This window comes from Wolbachia endosymbiont of Oryzaephilus surinamensis, assembly GCF_025617515.1.
Lineage (GTDB): Bacteria > Pseudomonadota > Alphaproteobacteria > Rickettsiales > Anaplasmataceae > Wolbachia.
On the sequence record NZ_CP092526.1, the window covers coordinates 412311 to 437581 of the forward strand.

19 protein-coding genes and 3 pseudogenes are annotated in these 25271 nt (G+C 34.4%); 7 read left to right on the forward strand and 15 right to left on the reverse strand.

Annotated elements, in window-relative coordinates:
* Positions 1 to 28: 28 nt before the first annotated feature.
* A pseudogene (locus tag MJ631_RS01755) lies at positions 29 to 748 on the forward strand (IS4 family transposase); the annotation flags it as partial.
* A 422-nt stretch (positions 749 to 1170) separates the two neighbouring features.
* Here MJ631_RS01755 and MJ631_RS01760 read toward each other — a convergent pair.
* The 11 genes and pseudogenes from MJ631_RS01760 to MJ631_RS01800 all read right to left on the reverse strand — a co-directional run bounded on the left by MJ631_RS01760 (position 1171) and on the right by MJ631_RS01800 (position 8510).
* Positions 1171 to 2328, reverse strand: coding sequence for an ankyrin repeat domain-containing protein (locus MJ631_RS01760; RefSeq protein WP_262986579.1), 1158 nt, complete (start codon positions 2326 to 2328; stop codon positions 1171 to 1173).
* Positions 2325 to 3117 (reverse strand): IS5 family transposase gene (locus tag MJ631_RS01765; protein ID WP_395460333.1). Its coding sequence is split into 2 segments (ribosomal slippage): positions 2325 to 2852 and positions 2854 to 3117, totalling 792 coding nucleotides; the frame shifts between segments, so codons are not numbered across the junction. Before MJ631_RS01765 ends, MJ631_RS01760 begins: the two co-directional genes overlap by 4 nt.
* Before the next feature lie 73 nt (positions 3118 to 3190).
* Positions 3191 to 3983, reverse strand: a protein-coding gene (locus MJ631_RS01770; protein ID WP_395460333.1) for an IS5 family transposase whose coding sequence is annotated in 2 segments (ribosomal slippage) — positions 3191 to 3718 and positions 3720 to 3983 — 792 coding nt in all. Because the reading frame shifts where the segments join, the coding sequence is not laid out codon by codon here.
* Positions 3984 to 4009: 26 nt separating this feature from the next.
* Positions 4010 to 4156 carry an ankyrin repeat domain-containing protein gene (locus MJ631_RS08105; RefSeq protein ID WP_399488955.1) on the reverse strand — a complete coding sequence of 49 codons (147 nt, stop codon included), beginning with the start codon at positions 4154 to 4156 and terminating at the stop codon, positions 4010 to 4012.
* Positions 4143 to 4295: pseudogene (locus MJ631_RS01775) on the reverse strand (head decoration protein); the annotation flags it as partial. The gene MJ631_RS08105 and the pseudogene MJ631_RS01775, both read right to left, overlap by 14 nt.
* Before the next feature lie 46 nt (positions 4296 to 4341).
* Complete coding sequence (locus MJ631_RS01780; protein ID WP_262986580.1) at positions 4342 to 5421, reverse strand: S49 family peptidase; 1080 nt, start codon at positions 5419 to 5421, stop codon at positions 4342 to 4344.
* Between the two features lie 14 nt (positions 5422 to 5435).
* Positions 5436 to 6839, reverse strand: a complete 1404-nt coding sequence (locus MJ631_RS01785) for a phage portal protein (protein ID WP_213863747.1) — start codon at positions 6837 to 6839, stop codon at positions 5436 to 5438.
* Positions 6840 to 6967: 128 nt separating this feature from the next.
* On the reverse strand, positions 6968 to 7243 hold the full coding sequence (locus MJ631_RS01790; protein ID WP_080600785.1) for a type II toxin-antitoxin system RelE family toxin: 276 nt from the start codon (positions 7241 to 7243) through the stop codon (positions 6968 to 6970).
* A gap of 15 nt (positions 7244 to 7258) precedes the next feature.
* A complete protein-coding gene (locus MJ631_RS01795) occupies positions 7259 to 7546 on the reverse strand; it encodes a hypothetical protein (protein ID WP_007302904.1) in 288 nt (95 codons plus the stop codon).
* 39 nt (positions 7547 to 7585) lie between these two features.
* Positions 7586 to 7771, reverse strand: a complete 186-nt coding sequence (locus MJ631_RS07995) for a hypothetical protein (RefSeq protein ID WP_263858715.1) — start codon at positions 7769 to 7771, stop codon at positions 7586 to 7588.
* A 38-nt stretch (positions 7772 to 7809) separates the two neighbouring features.
* A pseudogene (locus tag MJ631_RS01800) lies at positions 7810 to 8510 on the reverse strand (IS6 family transposase).
* A gap of 372 nt (positions 8511 to 8882) precedes the next feature.
* Between MJ631_RS01800 and MJ631_RS01805 the strand changes: the two are divergent.
* The 3 genes from MJ631_RS01805 (at position 8883) to MJ631_RS01815 (ending at position 12561) form a co-directional block, all read left to right on the forward strand.
* Positions 8883 to 9686 carry a hypothetical protein gene (locus MJ631_RS01805; protein ID WP_007302848.1) on the forward strand — a complete coding sequence of 268 codons (804 nt, stop codon included), beginning with the start codon at positions 8883 to 8885 and terminating at the stop codon, positions 9684 to 9686.
* Between the two features lie 100 nt (positions 9687 to 9786).
* Complete coding sequence (locus tag MJ631_RS01810; protein ID WP_007302847.1) at positions 9787 to 10947, forward strand: porin; 1161 nt, start codon at positions 9787 to 9789, stop codon at positions 10945 to 10947.
* A 273-nt stretch (positions 10948 to 11220) separates the two neighbouring features.
* Entirely contained in the window at positions 11221 to 12561 is a 1341-nt protein-coding gene (locus MJ631_RS01815) for a DNA recombination protein RmuC (RefSeq protein WP_007302846.1), read from the forward strand.
* A 32-nt stretch (positions 12562 to 12593) separates the two neighbouring features.
* Here MJ631_RS01815 and MJ631_RS01820 read toward each other — a convergent pair whose 3' ends face one another.
* Entirely contained in the window at positions 12594 to 13700 is a 1107-nt protein-coding gene (locus tag MJ631_RS01820) for a D-alanyl-D-alanine carboxypeptidase family protein (protein WP_012482049.1), read from the reverse strand.
* A 730-nt stretch (positions 13701 to 14430) separates the two neighbouring features.
* Between MJ631_RS01820 and radC the strand changes: the two genes are divergently transcribed.
* Positions 14431 to 15111: a RadC family protein gene (gene radC, locus MJ631_RS01825; RefSeq protein ID WP_019078756.1), complete on the forward strand. Its 681-nt coding sequence runs from the start codon at positions 14431 to 14433 to the stop codon at positions 15109 to 15111.
* A gap of 214 nt (positions 15112 to 15325) precedes the next feature.
* Here radC and MJ631_RS01830 read toward each other — a convergent pair whose 3' ends face one another.
* Positions 15326 to 16567, reverse strand: coding sequence for a hypothetical protein (locus tag MJ631_RS01830; RefSeq protein WP_007302893.1), 1242 nt, complete (start codon positions 16565 to 16567; stop codon positions 15326 to 15328).
* Between the two features lie 155 nt (positions 16568 to 16722).
* Between MJ631_RS01830 and MJ631_RS01835 the strand changes: the two genes are divergently transcribed.
* Positions 16723 to 18804 (forward strand): heme lyase CcmF/NrfE family subunit, encoded by a 2082-nt coding sequence (locus MJ631_RS01835; RefSeq protein ID WP_458694724.1) that lies wholly within the window; start codon positions 16723 to 16725, stop codon positions 18802 to 18804.
* A gap of 50 nt (positions 18805 to 18854) precedes the next feature.
* On the opposite strand, the gene MJ631_RS01840 is transcribed toward MJ631_RS01835, so the two are convergent.
* Complete coding sequence (locus MJ631_RS01840) at positions 18855 to 21182, reverse strand: ankyrin repeat domain-containing protein (protein WP_052264658.1); 2328 nt, start codon at positions 21180 to 21182, stop codon at positions 18855 to 18857.
* Between the two features lie 113 nt (positions 21183 to 21295).
* Here MJ631_RS01840 and mutS point away from each other — a divergent pair, with 113 nt between their 5' ends.
* Positions 21296 to 23797, forward strand: a complete 2502-nt coding sequence (gene mutS, locus MJ631_RS01845; protein ID WP_052264659.1) for a DNA mismatch repair protein MutS — start codon at positions 21296 to 21298, stop codon at positions 23795 to 23797.
* Positions 23798 to 23857: 60 nt separating this feature from the next.
* Here mutS and MJ631_RS01850 read toward each other — a convergent pair whose 3' ends face one another.
* Entirely contained in the window at positions 23858 to 25189 is a 1332-nt protein-coding gene (locus MJ631_RS01850) for an ankyrin repeat domain-containing protein (RefSeq protein ID WP_262986582.1), read from the reverse strand.
* Positions 25190 to 25271: the final 82 nt, after the last annotated feature.

A 25271-nucleotide genomic window follows, 5' to 3' on the forward strand; every position in this document is an offset into this window, starting at 1 on the left:
AAAGTTTGTGAATATTGAGGGTATAAAAATGGCAAACAAGGGTAATGAATGGGCTAGAAATGAATTGGGGGATGCTGCACTTGGAGATAAAAGACTGACAGATCGATTAGTAAATATTGCTGATAGTTTAATAAGTTTACCTGAAAGTTCAATCAATCAAGCATGTGGAAGTTGGTCAGAAGCAAAAGCAGCTTATCGTTTTTTTCAAAATGAGAATGTAAAAGGAAGTGATATCTTAACATCGCATATTGCAAAAACTGTTGAAAGAACAAAAACTCATAAAAGGATTCTTGTGATTCAGGATACAAGTTGCATTTCATATATGGGACATGAAAAAATAAGAGGATTGGCAGTTGTTTCAAAAAAACAAAGTAAAGGTATTATGATGCACACAGCTTTTGCGATTAGTACAGAAGGCTTGACATTAGGAATACTAGACCAAAAGCTTTACTCGAGACCATCTATATCTAAAGAAGACCAAGAGCTAGAAAAAAGAAGACGTTGTAGAAACGTTAGTATTGAAGATAAAGAAAGCATAAAGTGGCTAGAAAGTTTAAAGAAAACAAATGAAATTATAGATTCAACTCAAACAGAAACTATAACGGTATGTGATAGAGAAGCAGATATTTATGATTTTTTTGAGCTTGCTTACCGTCTTAATTCAGCGGTTTTGATAAGAGCTTGTAGAAACCGAAACGTAAATAAAACATCTAGGTATTCTCGAGAAGAAAAATTATGGCAATTTATATGAATCACACATATCCCCATTGATGTTATTTCCCAGACAACTGGCCTCTCTCATTCTGAAATTTCACAACTCAAAGAAAAAACATAATATTCCTACTTATTCACTCCAACATTTATGAAAACCTTTCCTAAGTCGAACATACCCCCAATTAAGAGTCTAATGAACTGTCTAAAATAGCTATAAAGATTGCACATAGAATTATATAAATTAATATCATAACGTTACCCAAATTTCTATATCAAAGCTACGTGCTGTAAGTTCAATATGGAAAACACATTAACCACTTAGCATTTTATGTCTACTTCATCCATTTTAGTATTAGGACCATCAAACTTGGTCTGGTATCCCTAATTATTTTGGCTACCTTCACTTTAAATTTTCCACTACTTGGCATATTATAGCTGCACCTCTTATATTATAACCTACCTATTGATATTACCTCCAAGTTTGGTTACTCCTATCTCAGAAAGACAAGTTGATACTTTTGAATGGCTGTGAACTGAAGCATTACTTAAATAACTTTGAGGCTCTAAACTCATTTGCTTTGTATCATCAACTTCTAATCTACCATCTCTGTTGTGTAATATCTGCTCTATTGATTGATTTAGCAGGCCCTTATCAAATTGCGCTATAAGTTTGTCAAATTTCTTCGGACTTAATTTACCAGCTTCTCCGCCAGGACATGCTTTCTCTATATGTGAGTTTAAAATTCCTGAAATCTCATTATATTTACCTCTTATGATTTTTCTTTTAACTTCTTGCTGTATTTCCACAAAATCAATATTTAATCGATGCATTGATATGCCACTTCTTAATGCAGCTTGATTTACTACTTTCTCAAATCCCTCTGTAATATTTAATGCATAGCCCTGTGCTTCTAATGGTGGTATAGACTGACCTACCGTGGAAATATACTTTTGACCCGTGACCTTTCTAACCAGCACATCAAGTAATAGTATTGTACCATCTACATCCATCGGTTGTGATATTGAACTTTTAGTATTTAATTTTTCCTCAGACAGAGTAGCTCTCGAACCTAATAACCCACTCATAGAGCTTTTCACCCAACTAAATAAACAGTTTATCCACGAAGATGGCTTACTTGCCCCACTTGCAGCTTGATTATTATTTTCCCTGTTATAGTCTATCTTATTACTCTGTAATGAATTATCTGATACAAGCTCATTATAATAGTAGTGCAAATCTTCAATCTCTTTTGGTAATTCTTTAGATTCGATACTACGACGGCTACGAAGAGCACCTTCTGACTTAAAGTATTTTATTATATCTAAACGATTAAGCTTAGTAGCTATGTTCAGAGGAGTGTCGCCATCACTGTTTTTAACATTAACATCAGCTCCTTCTTTTATGAGATATTTTACTATATTCAAGTGATCAAATTTAGCAGCAAAATGCAAAGAAGTATAACTATCATTACTCTTAGCATCAACATTGGCTCCTCTGTCTAAAAGCTCTTTTACTACTTTTAACTGACCATAGCTCGCAGCCAAGTGTAGAGGAGTACAATCATCATTGTTTTTAGCATTGATCCTAGCTCCTTTGTCTAAGAGCCTGTTCATAATCTTTTCAGGAGTAAAGCAGTAAAGGCTAGAACAACCATTTGCAGGCTAGTATTGAGTTTCCGCTCGCAATTTTTCCACAATCGCCTACATTTTTCCAACCAAGCAAAAGATCTCTCAACAACCCATCTTTTCGGCAATACAGCAAAGGTGTGTAATTCGCTGCGCTTTATCACTTCAACAGTTGCTCCAATAATATCTTTTATTTGAGTTGCAAATTTTTCTCCCGTATAACCCGCATCAACCAGTATATTTTGGACTTCAGAGAGGTTTTCTCTTGCATTTTCGATCATTTTTACAGCACTGCTACGGTCAGTTATTTCTGCTGTTGTGATATAAATTGCGTGTGGTAAACCTTCAGTATCAACTGCAATATGGCGTTTTATTCCTGAAATCTTTTTACCAGCGTCGTAGCCCTTATTTTGAGCAGTATCTGCATTTTTTACGCTCTGAGCATCAATTATACAGAAACTGGTTTTCTCTTTCTGACCATTGTTTTGTCGGACCACGCCAACTAATTTTTTTTAACACACATTCCAAAGTACTTTTTTTGTCTTCGCTTGGTTTTTCACTCCATTTTTTAAAGTAGTCGTAACAACTTCTCCATCTTGGGAATTCTTGTGGCAACATTCTCCACTGGCAGCCACTTTTTAAGACATACAATACTGCACAGAATACTTCATATAAATCAAGCTTTCTTGGCTTTGTCTTTCTTCTGCAGGACTCTAGATCTGGTAGAATAATCTTGAATTTTTCTCGACTTATGTCGCTTGGGTATAAACTTCTCATATATCCTAATCTATATTCACTATCTCTTAATTTATCCTTTTCTTGAGATCATGTACAGGTTCTAAGAGCCTGTTCATAATCTTTTCAGGAGTAAAGCAGTAAAGGCTAGAACAACCATTTGCAGGCTAGTATTGAGTTTCCGCTCGCAATTTTTCCACAATCGCCTACATTTTTCCAACCAAGCAAAAGATCTCTCAACAACCCATCTTTTCGGCAATACAGCAAAGGTGTGTAATTCGCTGCGCTTTATCACTTCAACAGTTGCTCCAATAATATCTTTTATTTGAGTTGCAAATTTTTCTCCCGTATAACCCGCATCAACCAGTATATTTTGGACTTCAGAGAGGTTTTCTCTTGCATTTTCGATCATTTTTACAGCACTGCTACGGTCAGTTATTTCTGCTGTTGTGATATAAATTGCGTGTGGTAAACCTTCAGTATCAACTGCAATATGGCGTTTTATTCCTGAAATCTTTTTACCAGCGTCGTAGCCCTTATTTTGAGCAGTATCTGCATTTTTTACGCTCTGAGCATCAATTATACAGAAACTGGTTTTCTCTTTCTGACCATTGTTTTGTCGGACCACGCCAACTAATTTTTTTTAACACACATTCCAAAGTACTTTTTTTGTCTTCGCTTGGTTTTTCACTCCATTTTTTAAAGTAGTCGTAACAACTTCTCCATCTTGGGAATTCTTGTGGCAACATTCTCCACTGGCAGCCACTTTTTAAGACATACAATACTGCACAGAATACTTCATATAAATCAAGCTTTCTTGGCTTTGTCTTTCTTCTGCAGGACTCTAGATCTGGTAGAATAATCTTGAATTTTTCTCGACTTATGTCGCTTGGGTATAAACTTCTCATATATCCTAATCTATATTCACTATCTCTTAATTTATCCTTTTCTTGAGATCATGTACAGGTTCTAAGAGTTTTTTTACTGCGCTCAAATGACCATTCAGAGCAGCCAGATGTAGAGGAGTGGAGTCATCATTGTTTTGGGCATCAATCCTAGCTCCTTTTTCTAATAAAACCATCTTCCGTCTTTTTGGCAACTACTGCACCAAGCTTAAGATTTTGACCTTTAGCTACTGTTATTTGGTCTCTTGAATATAGATTTGAAACTTCGTATTTCAGAAGATCCCCAAGGTTATTTTGTTCTGTTATAGTACTCATTTTGCTTTTCCCCTTTATTTTTTACTTTTGTTATACTACGAATATTCTAAATGCCAGATTGTGCACGACTTCTTGCTACCTGCATCATTAAATCTTCTGACGAATTCTGTGGTAATGTGCTTAAAATTTCAGTCTTCATTGTTCGTTCTGCAAGTATCGACATTAATATTTCTTGTGCTTGTTTGCTGCTAACATTCTGCTCTATAAATTCTCCTATTTTCTCTGGCATTCGTGATAAGTTGCATAAACGTATTAATTCAAGAACTTCAGCATGATAACTGTCATTTTTGATTTTATTAGTTAAATTATCAGTTTCTAGGTCAGTTGTAGTTTGTTCATTCATAGTAATACTCCTGTTTTTATTAATAGATGAAAGAATTGTAATTCCGTCTGCAAGACCTATCTCTACTGCTTTCTCCCCAAAATATAGCCCTGCTTCCGTTGATCGAATCTTTTCAATTGAAAGACCTCTGTTCCTCGCTATTAGCTGCACAAACATTTCATATAGTCGGTCTACTTCTTTTTGTAAGCTTTCCAGACTTTCAGACGTCATTGGCTCATGTGGATTTAAATCATTTTTTCTACTTCCTGCAAATACTGTGGTATATTTTATTCCCTGTTTTTCATCAAACCCACTTTGATCTATATGACTTGCTATTACTCCTATACTGCCAATACCAGAAGTTCTGCTCACAAATACCTTCTCAGCGCTAGAGGCTATAGCATATGCAGCAGAGTATGCATCATCATTTGCTATCGCTATTATCCTCTTTTTTGCTCTTGATTCATAAATAAAGTCAGCTAGGTCAAATATACCGTTTACCTCTCCTCCGGGGCTATCTATATCAAGCAGAATAGTTTCTATATCTTTGTTTGATAATGCTTCTTCTATTTCTTCTTGAATTTTCTCATATGATGTCATTCCCAGAAAATCGTCAAAAGCCCCTGGTTTTTTGGTCAAAATTCCATGTATTGCTATTACTGCTGTTTTTTCTATATTCTGATTTACTGCATGTTTTATATTTTTAAAGATAGGTTGTTTTCCGTTATATAGTGACAACAGGTCAAAGCTTTTTTGCTCTATCATCATCGGCCTACATAGCCAGTTGGTTTGTAAAATTTTCATAATGTAAATGAGATTTATTTTGTTTGTGTCCTGACATCAGAATCAAAGAGAAGGTTGAAAGAATCAGCACGCTTTTGATCTTCTGCTATTTCTTGATCAATTTCTTCTACATCGTAACCCAATTCTGAAACAACTTCTGAGCGACTCTTAAATCCATTTCTTACTGCCATCTGTTGTGCTTGTTGGTCTTTCAGTGGATCCACCCAATCAAACCCTTGAGATATCCATTTTACTTCTTTCAGCGTTTGATCATCTGTTGTAGAAAGTTTTCCAGATAAAAGAGCAAGCTCTAGCCATCTATTCCATATAGGTCTGCAAAACTGATATACCATAATATTATGCTGCAACATTGAGCATCTTCTTCTGAACTCTATTAACCCTGCACGAATAGATGAATAATTAACACCTGTTAAATCTCCTGTTAGTTGCTCATATGTTATTCCTGTGCCTATTGCAATAGCTCTCAGCTGCTGTCTCATGAACGCTTCATAACTTCCACCAACATCAGATGGTTCTGAAAATTTTATGTCTTCTCCTGGGTCTAAAAGCTGCATTGTTCCTGGCTCTAAACCTGATAGTGCTACTCCTTGCTCATTTGCTTCGCCTTCTCCTAAAATATTTGCTTCAGGATCGAGTCTCGTAATAAATCCAGCAAACATTGCTGCAGTTTTCTTTCTCACCAGCTCTGCATCATCATATTGATCAAGCTCATAAAGTTTCAGAAGTATACTCGAAAGCCATGGCTCTCCTCTAATTTGCCCAGGTCTTAATGGTCTATAGATATGTAAAACATCATTTGCTGGCACTCTCACTGATTCTCCAAATGAGCCTTCTCCTGGATGTTCTCTAAATAAGTAATATGCTTCTCTTTGCCCAAGTCTATTGAACTCAATCCCGTTTCTTATTACATTACCATTTCCTAAAGTTTGATTTGTTTTATTATCTAAATGTTCAGACTCAAGTACTTGCAGTTGTAATGGTACAGAAAATTTATCTTCCAGCTTTCTCGTTCTTAAACGTACAAAACACTCTCCTCCCTCTATCATACTTCTGCATACTAGAGCTTGTAATCCATAAAAATCACTTATTCCACAGCTATCTGCTTCATCTGTCCATTTCAGCCACAATCCTTGTACTTTCTTTCGAAATTCTCCATCTCTTGCTTTTGATTGTGGTTTTATTCCTGTTCCAATAGAGTTACTTACTATCGTATCAATTATATTTGCAGCGTAAGGATTTTTTCTCACCATATCACGTGATCTACTACGTAAAGTTTCAAGGCTTTGAGACAGCAAATTGTTTATACTTCCTAACTCTGGTTGAAAGTGAAAAAATCTTCTTCCTGAGTCTGCTGCATCCCACGCTGAGCCTTTTATCTTTGGCTTACTAAATAGTTGTTTGAACGATTTTAATAGCATTTTGCCTCTTTGATTATGCAGCAGTTTGTTGCGCAATTTGACATTAAAAAATTACAGCAAGCTGCTGGAGAGTCTGGCTGTTAACACTTTATAAATTATGCATGAGGCTCTTGCACAAATACCAACGCTTATTCTGGGCTGCGTTCATAAATGTCCTTCCGATGTCCCATTGCAGTAATAGTTACTGTGTGTTTTAAGTAGTTTATCCTATAAATTACACGATAATCACTTACTCGTATCCTAAAATACCCTTTGAATTCATGCGATAATGCTTTACCTATTGCTTTAGGGTTGGTTGCAAGACGACTATCTACAGCTCTTCTCACTCTAGATCTTATCGTTTGTGGTAATGCAAGAAAGTCCTCCTCAAGAACTCTTTTTGAATAGATAATATCGTATCCCAGCTTGTATCTCCACCTTTAGACTGTTTTTGCAGATAATATTCTATTCCAATCTACATCCTCACTTCTAATTTCTTCATCACCTCTAGCATCACGCTCAAGAGAAAGCTTAGCCAACTTTATATCTACTTCATCTATTTCATCATCTTCTTCAGATAATTTGCTTGCTTCAATTTCTTCTTCCACTAGGTCCTTTACAACTTCTCCTATAGTTCTATTTTGAACTTTTGCCATTTCTATAAGGTAGTGAGCAAATTCCCCCTCAAAATTTACATTAACATTAAGCCTTTCTTGACTTTGATCCATATTTTAACTAGAAAATACCAATTTTAAACTATAACATTTTTACACAATTTTGTCAATCCCCTTACTTGTCGCAATCACAATTCTTCTCTTCGGTCTCACACCTGCAACTTTCAGTTCAGCTTTAATACGTTGTCTTAAGCTTAGCAGGTCATTTATCTGAACTTCAGCATATCTCACAACATGGTCACCATATGCAATTGATACGGTTCTGTCGAATCTATAAATTGTGGTACAAGAAGATCGTTAAACTGGGATTATGGGAGTTATAGAGCAATTAGCATAGCAAAATTCTCAAAAGTAGAAACATTATCATTAGCCCCGATAATTTGTCTTTTTTGAATCATACGAATATTTTCTATGCCGGTAATGGTAATCTTTGCGGAGTGGAAGCTCTTAAAACCAAGCATTGGCTTTATTCGTTTTTTGATAAATCTATGATCTTGTTCGACAATATTATTTAGATATTTTATTTGAAAAACCATGATTCTACAATCTTCAGAAATTTCTGTATTCAAATCATCAAGAGCAGCAGTATTACTGCCGCTTTTATCAATTACTACTTTCTCAGGAAGGTTATTCTCTCTAAAGGCTTTACGAAAGAACGCAAGTGCCGCAGACTTGTCTCTACGAGCACACAACAGAAAGTCTACAGTATTACCAATAGTGCTCTGTATAGATAAACCCATTTGCCGTTTAATTTAACGTAGGTCTCGTCCATTCTCCAGCTACTGCCAACCTGCTTCTTCCTTTTCCTTACCGCTTCATCTATCAGTGGCACAAATCTGATAACCCACCTTTGTAACGTAGCATGATCAATTTTTGCTCCCCTTATACTCAGCATTTCTTCCAAATCTCGATAGCTCAAAGAGAATCTACATTTCATATATACAGATAACATTATTATCTCTGCTGAAAAGCTAAATCCTTTGAAATATGGCAATAATTTTGAACTAATACGAAACATCTTTGCTTTTTTTTTAGATGATCATATCACTTCTTTTCTACTTTCCTACAAATGTTACATACCAGGATTTATAGATGCGACAGAACCCCTTCATACGAGGAATCGTGTTCATCACCACCGTCATACGAAGAATCGTGTCACAGTAGTTTAGGTTATATTCAACCATCTAATCCAATACAGCAAAATCAGTTGTTGTGATGAAGGTATTAAAGAAAACAAGCAAAATTACATTTGTAATTTTGCTTCCTTTATCATCACTTAGAAATAGCTGGTTATGTTATGCTTGCCTATACTTGATTAAGTATATCAATAGGTAAATAAATCTTAATACAACTTTATTATACTGGTAAATACATTTTATAGAATGAAAGCATGGAAGATTTTATAACGGCAAGAAGGAAAGATGATGCTGTGATATCTGTTTCTCAGGATAATGAGAAAAAAAACGTGTTAATCTTGGGACTCAATCAAGCAGCAAGGAATTTATTAAAATGTGAAGAAGGGAATTTACTTAATAAGCCGTTAATCAATATTTTAAGTGCAAGAGCAGCTGAAGATATGAAAAGCTATTTGGAGTATACTGAAGATGGGCGCGATTTGCCCGATATATTGCCAAAAGTGATAGGCTTTTCTTTAATCGACGCTAAAGGAGAAGATATAAAAACAAAGGTAAAAGTTTTTCGCACAACGCAATTTACTAATAGCAAGATTAATTATGAGCTATTGATACGTGACATTAGCCTGTTTCATAAGCTAGCAATGTTTAGGGATAAATATCTGATGGGTAAGAAATATAGAAAACACAACTTGTTTGATATACCAGACAATGATTCAACGATTTTGGAGTTATATGTCATATTGAATTTTGCCTTTGAATATCAAATTAATGCAGTTATAGGAATAATAGGTTTAAACAGCAGTTGTAATAAGGAAAATGATACACTAAAAATTATCATAGAACATTTTTATAAAAATTGCCGTAGTGATGATTTTTTAGGATGTATTGATGAGAATAAGGTACTTTTTATTTTGATGAACTGTGATGCAAATAACACATCTAAAATAGTTAATCGTATACATTCTTCCATTAACAAGCAGTTATTAAAGCGAAAACTATCAAGCATATCAATTATTTATGGAAATATAATTCAAAAACATAGTGTGAAGAATGCTTAAACGCTTTTGTCATTAATTGGTTTGTAGTATCTAAGTTCTACACAATATAAGGATTGTTTTTTATTTCTGTTAAGCTTATATTAAGAATTTAAGCTTACCTATGAGGTTACTAATCACACTATTTTTATCATTACTTGTGGGAGGAAGTGCTAACGCTAGGGTAATTCTGGATAAGGAGATGTTTTATGTAGAACTAGATGGAAAAGTAGATTTAAGATTTGGCTACGCTTTCAATAAAGATTCTTTTAGCTCTACAAAAGACAAGACCTCAAGCTATTCAGACCTGCGCTTTCTTTATTTGCAGCAAGTTTATCCAAATACACAACTGGGGTTTAATGTTAAGGTAGGAGTTTCTGGTATTGCAAACTTAAAGGCACTAGACATAGAAAAGTTAGAAATGGAGAAGTGGTATTTTATCATAAAGAACCAGGAATTTGGATCAATTGAATATGGTAAAGGAAGTTTAGTTAGTCAGAGTATGTTAATTAACACTTCAAAAATTTACACAGCTGCCGGAGGAATAAATGGTCATTGGACAAATTACTCAAATTTGCGCGGTAATGAAAAAAAAGATAATGATCCTGGGTATGATAAAGATGAGGTATTTTGGGTAAAACCCAATATTTACAGCGACTATAATGGACTAGAGCTGAAGTTAAAACAACCAACGATAAACTATATTTCTCCTGAAATCTATAACTTTCAACTTGGACTCAGTTATGTTCCAGGAAAAAATAATTTGCAATATAACAATCTAATAGCCGCTGGTCTTTCCTATAAAAATGGCTTATCAGATGAAATAAATTTTACTACTGCTTTTACTGGTGAGTTTGCAAGAGAAAATTTAACTGATTGCTCGGATGGTACTTCTGAAAATTATAAATGCCGTAATCAATTGCTACACTGGAATTTTGGCTTGAAGCTAAAACTTTTTGAACTTGATTGCATTTTTTCGTACGGTAATGGCGGTAAATCTGGTGAGAAACGTAGTCCTGAAACAAGTAATATGAATTATATAAATGCAGGTGTTGCTTATCATTCTGATTCTCGTAAAGTGAGCTTAACATATTTTAGTAGTAGCAGGGATATTGTAGGCAAAGGTACAAACGAATTAACATCACAGGCTTTCAGTCTTGAATATCCATTAGCTCTTGGCACTTCATACTACTTCGATATTGTAAAATTTAGTACCAAAGAACCTGAAATCGAAAGTAATAACTCCGGGTATGTGCTTTTGGCTGGGCTGAAGCTAAGTTTTTAATGAAATAACCGGTTTGTAAGTGTTGTAATGTGGTAAATAGTAAGCAATGAGAGTAAAATCGAGTTGTTAATATATGTGCTATTTGATATGATAAAAATAACTATTATATAAGATTTTTAATAAAAAGACATTATGTCACTAATCCAAGTGTAGGCGATTATTAATTAGTAAACCAAATCCTTCACAAAAGAGTACCTCATTTGATTCTCTTTTTTCTTTTTTATATATAGAAAAATTAGATAGTATTGTGAGTGCGGTTTTTTCTGTATTCTGATGCTTCTCAATTCTATAGTTCTCGGGTTAAATTTTCTTTTTTTACTGTTATTTCTCTTTTTCGTCGTAAAAAAGAATAGAAAGCTAAGTGAGGAGAAAGCAAATCTTGAACTTAAATTAGAGCGTGAGCTTCAAGAGGCAAAGCGAACTTTACTGAATAAGGATGAAGAGATAGTTGGGTTGAAAGTCAAAAAAGCAGAGCTTGAAGTAATTCTACAAAAAGAGCGTGAGGAAAAGAAAAAGGAAATAGAATTACTGACAAAAGCAGAGGAGAGGCTTACAAACACTTTTAAAGCTCTCTCTCTTGATGCTTTGCAGGTAAACAACAATAATTTTCTGAATTTAGCGAAGGAAGTAATCGATAGTAAGCTAAAAGAAACAGAAAGTGATTTCAAAAAAAGGCAAGCAACGATCAACGAAGTTGTCACTCCAATAAAAGAAAAGTTAGAAAAATTCGATAGTGAAATACGTGACCTAGAGAAGGAGAGGGTAGGGGCCTATGAAGGTTTAAGGGAGCAAATTGGAGCATTAATGAGTCAAACTTCTAGCCTTGCTAACGCCCTGAGGAAGCCTCACATTAGGGGAAAATGGGGTGAAATGCAGCTAAAAAGAGTAGTAGAAATGGCGGGAATGATTGAATATTGCGATTTTTTGACTCAAGCTTCAGTAATTGATAAAAATGAGGACAATTTGTTGCGTCCTGATTTGATAATAAAAATGCCATCAGGAAAGCAAATAATAATAGATGCTAAAGTACCACTTGATTCTTACATGGATGCTATGTCGCAAAATGATTTACAGATACAAAAGGAAAAATTGAAGAATCATTCTCTGGCAATAAAAAAACATATAAATGATCTAGGCAGAAAGGAATATTGGAACCAATTTGAAAATACGCCAGAGCTTGTGGTACTTTTTTTAACAGGAGAAGGGGTTTTCAGTGCAGCACTAGAATGTGAACCAGCTTTGATAGAAATTGGAATAGAAAAAAAAGTAATTATTGCAACACCAATCACTTTAATCGCGCTACTTAGGGCAGTAGCCTATGGATGGAAGCAAGAGATGATAGCTGAAAATGCAAAGAAAATAAGTGAACTAGGCCATATTTTATATGAGCGAATCTGCACAATGGGCGAAAATTTTGATAATTTACGCAGAAGCTTAAAAAGTGCTGTTGATCATTACAATAAAACTGCTGGTTCGCTTGAGGCAAGAGTGTTTCCTGCTGCCCGAGAATTCAATAAGCTTGGTATACATGCAAAAAATAAAGAACTCACTGCTGCAAAAGAGTTGGAATCTTTACCACGCAGTTTACATGCTGAGAGGTTGAAAGTAGATTAGTATTTCAGGTCTCCTTAACTTACATTTGCTGATTAAAACAACTTTCTAAAAATTTTTTTTATATAGCTCAATTTCTGCACATCATTTGCTGTATAAACAGGTATAGTTTGTTGCTCAGTACCAGGTATTTCTACAAAAATTTTGCCCACTTCTTGACCTTTTTTAATTGGTGCGGGTACCATATCTTTATACTCAATACGCACTTTAATTTTATCATGTAATCTGCGGTTATAAGTTATGGTAACATCGTTTGCAACTGTAACGGGCACCTTTTTATCTTTTCCATAAACAATATTTATTTCTTCAACTACGCTATCCTTAGCAAATATTTTCTTGGTATTAAAATGATTTAAGGAATATTGTATTAGTCTTTTTGCTTCCTCTATTCGCTCTTTCTCGGTGTCCAAACCATTCACAACAGCAAAAATTCTCCTATCGTTCCGTTTTGCAGATACTATAATTCCATAACCACCAGCACTTGTATGACCTGTCTTTAGACCATCAACTCCAATATCATGGAAAAGTAAAAGATTTTTATTTTTTTGTACAATATCGTTATATGTCAAATATTGTTCAGAGAATAGATCATAGTATTCAGGAAAATCAGTAAAAATCCTTTTTGCCAGTGTTACCAAGTCTTTTGCGCTCATAAAATGGTTTTCATCTGGCCACCCGCTTGAGTTAACAAAATGACTATCATTAAGATTTAAATCTTGTGCAACTTCATTCATTTCAGCAACAAAATTCTCTTCTGATCCTGCGATACCCTCGGCTAGCGCTATGCATGCATCATTACCTGAGGCAATTGTAATTCCTTCAAGTAGTTCTTTTACCGTAACAAATTGACCTTCTTTCAAAAACATAGAAGAGCCTTTCCTTTCCCATGCTTTTCTACTTACTCGAAATTTATCTTCCATTTTTATTATTCCAGCTTTTAGATAGTCAAAAGCTACATATAAAGTCATTAACTTACTCATTGAAGATGGGGCCATTTTTTCCCTGGAATTGTGTTCAAAAATGAACGAGTCTGAAGCTAAATCTAAGACAATTGCTTGCTTTGCTTTGGTTCTAAACTGATATGAGTATGAGTAAAAAGGAAATATAAAAATTAATAGCAAAGTTACTAATTTGCTTAACATATTTATAATTTTAAATTTATAGTGTACTAATTAATAGTATGATTTTGCACGAGCATTTCAATAGATCTCTCGCATAAAACTTCCTTGACAAACTGCGCCAGCCCCCTTATTATGACAATAAGAGTATTTATCCTTGTTTTCGATCCGCGCGGGTTCAACAACAAAAATTCAGTAAAAAACTCAGATATTTATTGGCAAATTACATAAAAATTATAGCGGCTGCATGTCTTTTTTATTTTTTCTACATTCAGCCAAAACGCGCTTATTTTAAGCGTTAGCACATTATTACAGCGCCAATTTACATTATTATAGGGTCAAAACTCGTTACACGGGGATTTTTTTGCCTTTTTTTTCGCTTGGTAAATTTCTTAACATTTACAGCTAAAGCTTCAGGCCAGCACTTGATGCTGGAAATTTTTTGAGCACAAAAGTTATGCTAGGTTTTTGTTGGTAAGAAACCAGTGTCAAGCACTGGGATGACATAGAAGGAGCACTGGGATGACATAGAAGGAGCACTGGGATGACATAGAAGGAGCACTGGGATGATATATAGAAGGGACACTGGGATGAGGCTACTTGAATGACAAGAAGGAGGGAGCAGGGGATGACAAGAGAGGGGCTACTTTCATTTGCTGTCTTCAAAAATTTACAATTATGCTTCATGTGTTTTATTAAATATTTTACTTAAAAATTCAATTTCTTATTATAAGAGATAAGCAATTCATGAATAATGAAAGATTACAAAAAAGGTCATAGAAAGCGCCTAAGAGAGAGAATTATTTTAGATAACGGACAATCATTGCTTGATTATGAGATTTTAGAACACATTTTATATTCAGCATATAGTAGAATCGATGTAAAGCCAGTAGCAAAGAGTTTGATAGAAAATTTGGGCAGTTTAAATAAAGTTTTTAATGCCGATTTAGAAGCACTGCAAAATATTGAAGGAGTTAATAATGCAGCCATATCTGCTATCTTTTGTGTGAAACAGGCTTTTGTTCGTTCTGCACGAGAAGAAATAAAGGACCTACCTATAATCAATAACTGGGAAAATTTGCTTGATTATTTAAAAGTAAGTATAGGAAGCCTTAATAAAGAAAATTTTCGCGTCATCTATATGAATAAAAGATATCGTCTAATAGCGGAAGATCTGCAGAACTTTGGTACAGTAGATCAAACTCCTATTTACGTTAGAGAGATCATAAGACGCGCTCTTTTGATTGGCTCAACATCGATTGTAATATCCCACAATCACCCAAGTGGAGATATACAGCCTTCAAGTAGCGATATGTTTCTCACTAGACAGCTTGCAGAAGCTTGCAAAAGCATAGGAATAGAATTAATAGATCATATTATTATCACATTTAGTAGCTATTTTAGTTTCAAGGAAAATAGGCTTTTATTAGAGTAGATCTAAAATTGCTTTTGCCATTTTTCTTATTATGAAAGTAAAGCTATACATGAGGTGGTTGCCAGTGGAACAAAAATTTTCCTTCTGGAAGACAATGTGTGATTTAGGTAGTGGCAAATTGAAAGAAATACATGGTATTTGCCACTATTAGAAATCTCCTATTTTGATAAGACTTATGAGGTCTTTATTGGTTTTTTGAATTTTGTTGAAGCACTCACATGCTTACTCTAATATTTTGTTCACAGAGCCTAGTTAGCTCAATTTCAACGTTGATTTGTGAAGCTCTGAGTTCTGTTAGGGGATTTTCTGGTTGAATATCTAGCTTATTCTGTATGTTCGATAAACAAATTAAAGCCGAATCAAAAATTTCATCATACTGCTCTGCTTCATGCACACAATTGATTATTTCCTTAAATTTTTCCACATCTTGCGGCGTATCTTTTAATATTGCTCTTATTTGGTTTAGGTTTTGACGAATTTTTTCCTGATATCCAGCAATTCTCTCTTGATATATATCAATCATTTTTTGACATGAGGTGCCTCTAAATGGGTGTTCTGCTTTTTCCTTTATGTAGGAGCTCTGAAAATTTTTGCAACTAAGGACTGCTTCTCTACATTTTTTTATGTCACTAATTATACTGGTTATTGACTTACTTGCTTTCTCATGTTCTTCTTTTTTGATTATACATTCATCCTTTGTTTGGCTCATTTTATCATACAGATTTCTGCATTCTTTATATGATACCAGCGGTTGTAGTATTCCTTCCTCTACACCTTTATTATAAAAATTCTTCAACTCATCGCTTGATAGTATTCGTATAGCATCTTCCCTTTTACCTTGTGATTTAGGATACTTTTTGTTCAGTGAACTAATATAATTTAATAGGAAACTCTTAGTTAAATCTTCCTTTTTAACTTCTGATAATTTTTCTAGTGTTTCTATATATTTCAAAGTTTCCGCAAAAAGCTGTGCACCAGATGTAGCAAATCCTGGCAGTGGTTTGCTCTGCGCCTTATAAAAATCGGTTTGTAAAAAATCTTCGGCTTGTTTTTTTATTACTGAAAGTTCATTGAAGGCTTTTTCTGGATTGATTTTTTTTAAAATACTAGTAGCTTTTTTAATCGCTCTTTCTCTCTTTTTATTATCTTGTTTTTCGTTTAAGATTAAGCTTTCAGCTTCAGTAAAAGCATTGCCTTGGGCACTTTTGGCAATATTACAAACAACGTTTTTTACAACTTGCTTAGTTGCTACATAATCTATTTCCTTTGTAAAGCAATCAATAAATAGCTGCCAAATTTTTTTGTTAACGGACTTACTTGTCTTATGTTCTAAATCTTCTACATCTTTGAATCCTAAAATAGTATAGAGATTTTTTTCAATTATTGGTTCAGCATGTTGTTTTGCCACTTTACCTTTTATATTGAATAGAAATTCACTAATCTTAGTTGTGCCCATAATATTACCTCACAATATTAATGTTATATAATATAAAGTATAAAAGCTTAATGCTTAATTTTTACTTACTATTAATATAATTGAAGATTAACTTTGTTCCTATATTAAAACTTTAACTCCCAATTTATTATTAGTAATATCATTATATGAATCTTATGCCTGAATTTGGGAATATATTGTTATTGGTAGCCTGTTTGTTATCTTTAACGTATTTGTTTCTACCGTTTAGTTCTTACCGATTCGTCTCCTCTGCCATATTTTTTTGTGTGTCAGCATCAATGGCTATTTTGATCTACTGCCACATTAAAAATGATTTCTCACTTGAAAACGTATATTACCACTCACACACAACAAAACCTTTAATCTATAAGATTTGTGGTGTTTGGGGAAATAAAGAAGGGTCTATGTTGCTTTGGACCTTAGTGCTTGTCATGTATTTATTACTAATGGATATTTATATACCTTCTGTCATCCCAGTGCTTGACTACTTGGATCCAGACAATTTAATTGCAAATGAGTACATCAAATGGCAGTGTAATAAAAACTGGATTCCAGTGTCAGCTACTTGCATGACACCAGAACGAACTAATGGTAGTAAATTAAAAAAAATATCTCTTATCACCCAAGGCTTGATTTGCTTTTGTTTTTTACTGTTCACTTTACTTGAATCCAGCCCCTTCACTAAAATGCCAGGCATTGAAACAGATGGACTGGGTTTTAATCCGATATTGCAGGATATAGGCCTTGCTATTCATCCACCGGTATTATATTTGGGGTACCTTGGATTTAGCATTCCTTTTTCGCTCTCTATAGCTGGATTAATTTTAAATACTGAAGGAAATGTTTGGGCTAAAATTGTCAGGCCTTGGGTACTTATTTCTTGGTCGCTGCTCACTTTGGGCATCAGCTTGGGTAGCTGGTGGGCATATCGTGAACTCGGTTGGGGTGGATTTTGGTTCTGGGATCCAGTGGAAAACGTTTCTTTGATGCCTTGGCTAATTGCAGTGGCGCTGACACATTTGTTGCTCGTTGTACGAAATTTCAATACTTTAAGGAATTTCGCTATTTTACTTACGCTTACAACTTTTATATTGAGTGTGACTGGAACATTTCTAGTCCGCTCAGGAATACTTACCTCAGTGCACACGTTTGCAGATGACCCAAGATATGGACTGTATATATTAGCTCTACTTGGTGTAATTACAGTCAGTAGCTTAGTAATATTTGTAGTGTTTACGAGAAAGAATCACACATCTTTCCAGTATTCGATATTGGAATCTGAAAAGAAATCTGCTACTCAAGTGACAGAAGGTAGAAGATTCTTTTCACGCCTTACGATGATGCTGATGAACAATTTATTATTCATCACTGCCTTTTTCATCGTGTTCGTTGGCACTTTATACCCTACAGTGCTTGAGTATTTAACCGGTGAATTAATTTCAGTTGGAGCACCATATTACAATTCTTTATTTAACTCTATTGCACTAGCTATTCTAGTACTCACCATGATAGGGCAATACTGCAGTTGGCAGGGAAATAGTCTATTGCCAATATTCCGTGAATATAGATTTTCATTTTGTAGTGCTGCAGCTATTTTGCCGTTTATCTTTCACATGGAGCTAATGATTGTGCTATCAATTACCATCTCCATAGCATTATTAATCTTTGTTTTAGAAGCATATAGTAAAAGAATTTGTTTATTTAAGGTAGCATTTGGTGAATCAATTTTATTAGCAAGAAGAGTTTCTAAGTCCTACTATGGAATGATGCTTGCTCATGCTGGAGTGGCAATTCTAGTGCTTGGTATATCTTATTCCGTTGGTTGGCAGAAGAAAAAAGAAAACTACTTGGGAATAGGAGACAGCATAACAGTCAATAAATTTAAAGTTACTTTACGAAATATTGAGCTAATAAAAGAAAAAAATTTCCATGCAGTGAGGGGTACAATGGATATCAGGAATTTGCTGAATAATAAGATATTAGGTGAAGTAACTCCTGAATATAGATTTTACCTTGCGGAAGGTCAGAAAAATGTTGAAAGCAGTATCTACCACAATTTATTTTCTGATATTTATGTTGTAATTGGAGAGATTGATAAGAGTAAGAGCAAAATCGCAGCTAAAGTGCACTATAAACCTGGAATGTCTATAATCTGGCTAGGATCCTTTCTTATCGCTTTTGGCTCGCTCCTTGCTGCTTTGCCTTCTACCAAAAAAGTAGTTCCTTCAGTATCATAAAGTTTGCATTTTTTGGCAATTTAAACTTAAGCTAAGCAACACTAACCTCGCTAGCGAATTTTCTCTGTGTTCTGTTGTACAATAGGAAATAAAGATATATTTTCTAATGAAGAACTTACATGATATATGGAATCTACTTCCTCAGGCCTTTTAAAATATCCCTGCTTAATAGCGTCGTAGACAGAAGAACCACCAAGCAAGCAGTTCTCACCTAACTCTTCTTTATAATTTTTAAACTTTTCCAATATTTCCTCCTTGTTACTCACTTCTACTATAATTTTTCCTTCATCTTGCACATCAGAATACAATCTAGCATCTACTTTTCCCAAATCAGTATGAAAAGTCAGTACTATATTACCTATAAGGTCAGTATAATTTCTTACCCCACCTTCCGTTAAAATTTCTATCTCGCTTTCACCGATTGCTATCACGTCTCTTCGAAATTCTGTGCTTTCATCTGTTCCATTTATGATTTTTGCAACCTCGACTATACTATTCTTTGAGTATTTCAAGCAGAAAGTGAAGTTGTCCATTTTTGCCTCTTTTACCTTACCAGTAGTTGCGTTTTTTGCAGCTTCCAAAAACCTTAGAGAATAATGTATATAGCTTTTACGTGCTTCTTTCAGATTAGCTTTGTGGTCTTTAAACTTCTCTAGTTTATCAATTACAATTATACTACTTAGAGTTTCAAGTACTGCACCTCTTTTTACCAAATTACATACTATGCGACTAGCAACTTCTATGTCCCTTTCAACTTGAAAAATCTTTAATTCACTAATTCTTCTTATTACATAATCTGTAAAATTATACTTATTCTCATAAGTATTTTCATATATATTTCCCTCACAAGTAAGATTGAACCTTACCCTAGATTTTATAGCTTCATTTACAACCTGTTCTAGCTGATTTATGTCTTGAACTTCATCTAATTTACAAAAATATTTATCTGGATCTTGCTCATCTAGTAGAAAATCATTCCCCCATAGATTTACACTTTTGCGCAAATACTTTTTTCCATTATAGTCAGCTTGTGTTTTTTTACGAAAAGTTCCATAAATAACATCATCAGTTAAAAAGCACTCTTTAATATTAAGGTGGGGGTTATTAACTGCAAATTCTATTGGGGTTTTACCTTTTTTATCCTTTATATCAAGATTAGCTCCTTTCCTTAGAAGCAATTTGATAATTGTATCACAATGACCAGAACGAGTAGCATAATGCAAAGGCGTCCTTCCTGTGTCGTCCTTTTCATTAGGATCAGCACCTGAATTCAACAGTAAATCTATGCATTCTTCTGAATTGCTACATTCCATACTTGATAGAATATGCAGTATTGTCAGTTTAGATTCTCCTCTTTTAAGGTTGAGAATGGTTTTTAGATCTTGATTACTTTTATGATCTAGTAAAAATTTTTTAATTTTTTCAACATCGTTCTTATAATCCTTATAAGTAACATGTGGAAAGTCTTTAAAAGTACTTAAGAATTTTTTATTCAATTCCTTCTGACTCTCTGTTAAGTTGGACATGTCAACAAGCCACGTAGATATCAGCTTGCCAAATGCACTTCTTTCGACAACATCCGTTAAGGAGCAGTCATTGCGAAGTAGCAACGAGTATTTAATCAATTCATATTCATCATCTTCTTGTTGCTGTGTTTCTTCTGCTTTCTTAGAGTGCTTAAAATCATTTTTTATTAATTCAATCAAAAGCTTTAATGTGTTAAAACTTTTATGTCCCAATAAAGGATCTGCTTTGTTTTCAAGTAGAATTCTTGCTATTTCTGAATAGCCATTTCTAATAGCCCAGCATAACGGAGTACGCCCGTATTCATCCGCTACGTCAACATTAGCCCTTTTCTCTAATAGGAGTTCTACTATTTCTTCATGTCCATTGATAGTAGCACAATGCAAAGGAGTACACCCATTTTGATTTACTGCATCAACATTAGCCCCCTTGTCTAATATGAGTTCTACTATCTCTTTATTTTCATTGTGAGCAGCACAATGCAAAGGAGTAAACCCATTTTGATCTGCTACATTAACATTAACCCCGTTTGCTATGAGAATCTCTACCACTCCTATACTGCTACTTGCAGCAGCAAAGTGTAAAGTATTCCATCCATCTTGATCTGCTGTATTAACATTACCCCCTTTTTTTATTAAAAGCTCTGCTATCTTTACAAGATCATTTCTAGCAGCTATATGTAACAATGTACTTTGATCATCGAATGTATAATTTATGTTAAATCCATTATCTTGCCACTTTTTATACGTGTCTGGATCTTCTTTTTCCAATTCCTCTTTTACCCTTTCGATTATATTGTTCTCATTTAAGTCACTTATTGTCCTTAATATTTTTAACAACCGTTCATATTTCATAATTCTACCTCAAACTATTTGTTTTTGTACTATAGCTAAAAAAAATTATTGATCCATAATAAAATAACCAACACCAGAGTAAGTGGTTTGCTGCTAACATATTTAAAAATGTTATGAACTTAATAAGAGAAAAAAATACCCCTGTAATGGAGCAATATTTAAATTTGAAAGCTCAATACACGGATCATCTATTGTTTTATAGACTGGGCGATTTTTATGAATTGTTTTTCGATGATGCTATTAAAGCTGCGAAATTGCTGAATATAGTGCTAACCAAGAGGGGCAATTCAAATGGGCAAGAAATACCAATGTGTGGAGTGCCAGCACACAGTAGCGAATCTTACCTACACAAGCTAATAGATTTAGGATTCAAAGTAGCAATCTGTGACCAATTAGAAACTGCTGATGAAGCAAAAAAGAGGGGCTATAAATCCATAGTAAAGCGTGATGTAGTGCGAGTTGTAACTCCAGGTACAATTATAGAAGATTCACTACTGGAGGATAAAAGCAATAATTATCTCGCATCCATAGTTGAACAAAATGACGAATATGCTATTAGTTGGCTTGAATTATCGACGGGAAAATTTTTTCACACTTTAACGAGTTTGAAAGCTCTAGATAGTGATTTATTGCGTATATCACCAAGAGAATTATTAATTTCTGAAAAATTCACTGAGGATGAAAAAATTAGATCGATTTTAAAAAATTATAAAATATCAATTACGCAACACGCACAGAGCTTTTTTGAGTATAGTAAATCTCACAGAACATTATGCGAGTTTTATAAAATCAGGGAACTTGGGAGTATAGGAAATTTCAGCAAAGTAGAAATCATGGCGTGTGGTGCACTGCTTGAATATGTCAGAGTAACGCAAAGGGGCTCCATTCCAAGGCTTGAATTCCCAAAAACCTATAAGCAACAAAATTTCATGCTTATTGATGCTTCAGCAAGGAGAAATCTTGAGTTGTTTTCAACTCAATTTGGTGAAAAGAAAGGTTCACTAATTTCAGTTATTGATCATACAGTTACAGCTTCTGGTGGACGCCTGCTCAAACAAATGCTCGCTTCACCCCTTGCTTGCTCTAAGGCAATTAATTTGAGGCTCAGCACCGCTCAATTTTTTGTAAATAATCATGATTCACGCAGAAAAATACGAGAGATATTATCTAACATTCCGGATATTGAAAGGTCTTTATCGCGCTTAATACTAGGGCGTGGTTCACCAAAGGATATGAACCTATTGAAAATAGGCCTAGGAAAGACTTTAGAATTGTCTGAGTTTCTGTCTACCTTGCATAATTATTGTTTAAGTGAAAAATCAGAAATTAACTCTCAGATGTCATTCCAGTGCTTGACCAGAGAAAAGGAACCAGTTCAGGTGATAAGTAGTGACGAGAGTGAACTAAGCACAATACATAAAAGTCTTGGTAATCATAAAGATCTATTCGAGCTTCTAAACAGCGCTATACTTGATAACAACCTCAGTTCCGTAAAAGAAGGAGGATTTATCAATCCAAAATACAACTCAGAATTATCTGAGTTATCTTATATATTGAACAACAGTAACAAGTTGGTAACTAAGCTCCGTGAATCTTATCGCGACCTAACTGGCATTGCTGCACTCAAAATATTACACAACAATATACTTGGTTATTACGTTGAAGTGTCGGCAAATCACAAAATAACTTCGGATATATTTATTCATAGACAAAGCTTAGCAAATAGCATGCGCTACACTACTAATGAATTGAAAGAACTAGAAAATAAAATTCTTACGGCACGTGATGCTGCAATCGGCTTAGAAATGAAAATTTTTAGTGAACTGTGTAGTGAAGTCGCTAAAGAATCTGAAAAAATTGCTCTTGCTGCAAATGCTTTGGCAAAACTTGATATTAGAACCGCATTTGCAGAGCTTGCAGTGCAAAATAATTACGTAAAACCCATTATTGATGACAGCAAAGAGTTCAATATCTGTAGCGGAAGACACCCAGTGGTTGAAGTTAACGATAAATTCATTGCAAATAGCATCAATTTAGCTGGTATACATCTAATTACTGGTCCTAATATGGCTGGAAAAAGCACTTTCTTGAGGCAAAACGCTCTCATTGCAGTTTTAGCTCACATGGGGTCATTTGTGCCAGCAGAGAGTGCGCATGTAGGAGTGATTGACAAGATATTCAGCAGGGTTGGCGCAACGGATAATATAACAGCTGGTTATTCTACCTTCATGGTAGAGATGATCGAAACAGCAACGATAGTAAATCAGGCAACGGACCGTTCCTTGGTGATACTTGATGAAATTGGTAGGGGCACAGGGGTGTATGATGGATTATCTATTGCACAGGCAGTGATTGAACATATTCACAATGTAAATAAGTGCCGCGCCATTTTTGCAACTCATTATCATGAATTGACTAAAGTAGGTGAATACTTAGAAAATGTGAAATGTTTTTGTATGAAAATAAAAGAATGGAAAGGAGAAGTCATCTTTTTACATGAAGTAATTGAAGGCATTGCAGATGAGTCATATGGAATACATGTAGCAAAACTTGCTGGTTTTCCTGATTCTGTTTTAAACAGAGCAAGAGAAGTATTTGAGGAGCTAAAGGCTTGAGGAAAGTAACATTATATTACTCCACAATTATGGATTTTAGCAATCTATGGCGCTTTAATTTTAGTCAGCTTTCTGAGTAACTGAATTAACGTAGCATTGATCGATTGCCACATTAGTCAAGATTCCAATTCCACCACCTACAACTGCACCTACAGCTCCTAATGCTAGTTGAGTACCAATTCCAGCAGAAGACCCAATGATTAATGGAGCAAGAAAATATAATGCTAAAGCGCAAGTTATTGCAGCTACACTTATAACAGCCAGCTTTCTCGGACAAAAATTTTCTGGTGCCTCAGCACTAGATATAAATGATGATTTTACTAGATTTTTTCTACTTTCATGATCTAAAAAGCCACTCACTGTTCTCATTATAGGACGGGTAGAGCCGTCACCAGTCAAGTCAATTCTATCTTCCACTATATCATGAAGCTCTTTAACTTGAGCTTTATATTCATCCCAATAGTTTGATAACTCTTGTTGGTCATTGAGAAGATCTGGTTTATTTGAAGTTGTTAACCAGTGTGAGTCATGTTCCAAAATATATCGAATTGTAGCTTTCCCTATATCTATATGCCCTTCAGTAATTGCATACTTTAAAACACCTTCTGCTTTTTTCCTTCCAACATTAAGATCAGCACCAGCTTTTATCAATAATTCTACTATCTTTGGAGAATTATGAAATATAGCAATATCTAAAGGGACCATCTCATTACAATCTTTGATATTTAAGTTTGCTTTGTGTTCTATTAAATAACTTATAAATTTTAAGGTTTTATCAGATTTTTGATCGTCTATGTCTTTATGTCTGTAATATATTCTAATTGCAAAATTCAACGCAGTTTGACCCTTTAACGCACTACCACCAATAATTAAGTTCTGATAGCTTTTTACCTCTTGATTTATTAAGTTAACATCCGCACCGTTTTCTATTAAAGCCTTAGCTCCTTCGAAATTGCCTTGTGCAGTTTGCAGATGAAGTAAGTAACGACCAAGATGATCAGTTGCATTAGGATTTGCACCTTGTTCAATCAAATACCTTGCAATTTTATCATTAAATTTGTGATCATAAGTTGCAGATTCTAGTGGCTCAGGATTTTGCGATAACTCATCTTTAGCTATTAAGCTGTTAATCTGACAGATTGATTTTACTGACTCTAAATCTCTTCTTTTAACTGCCTTTGTGACTGCAGCGCTAAAGCTTATACCCTTTTCTATTAGATATTCGGCCATTTTGTTATTAGTAGAACACTTTAATAAATTTGTACCGCTTTGGGAATTAACCTCAGTGACAACATCTCGAATAATGGAACTATTTTCCTCAAAAATTGACTTTACTTTTTCTAAATCATTTTTGGTGACAGTATCAACAAGATCTTTTATTACAGCATTCACCCTCTCTATTTTTAGCTAAAATTTCTTTTAATTCTTCAGGGTTCATAAATACACCTCAACACACATAATAAAAAAGTATATC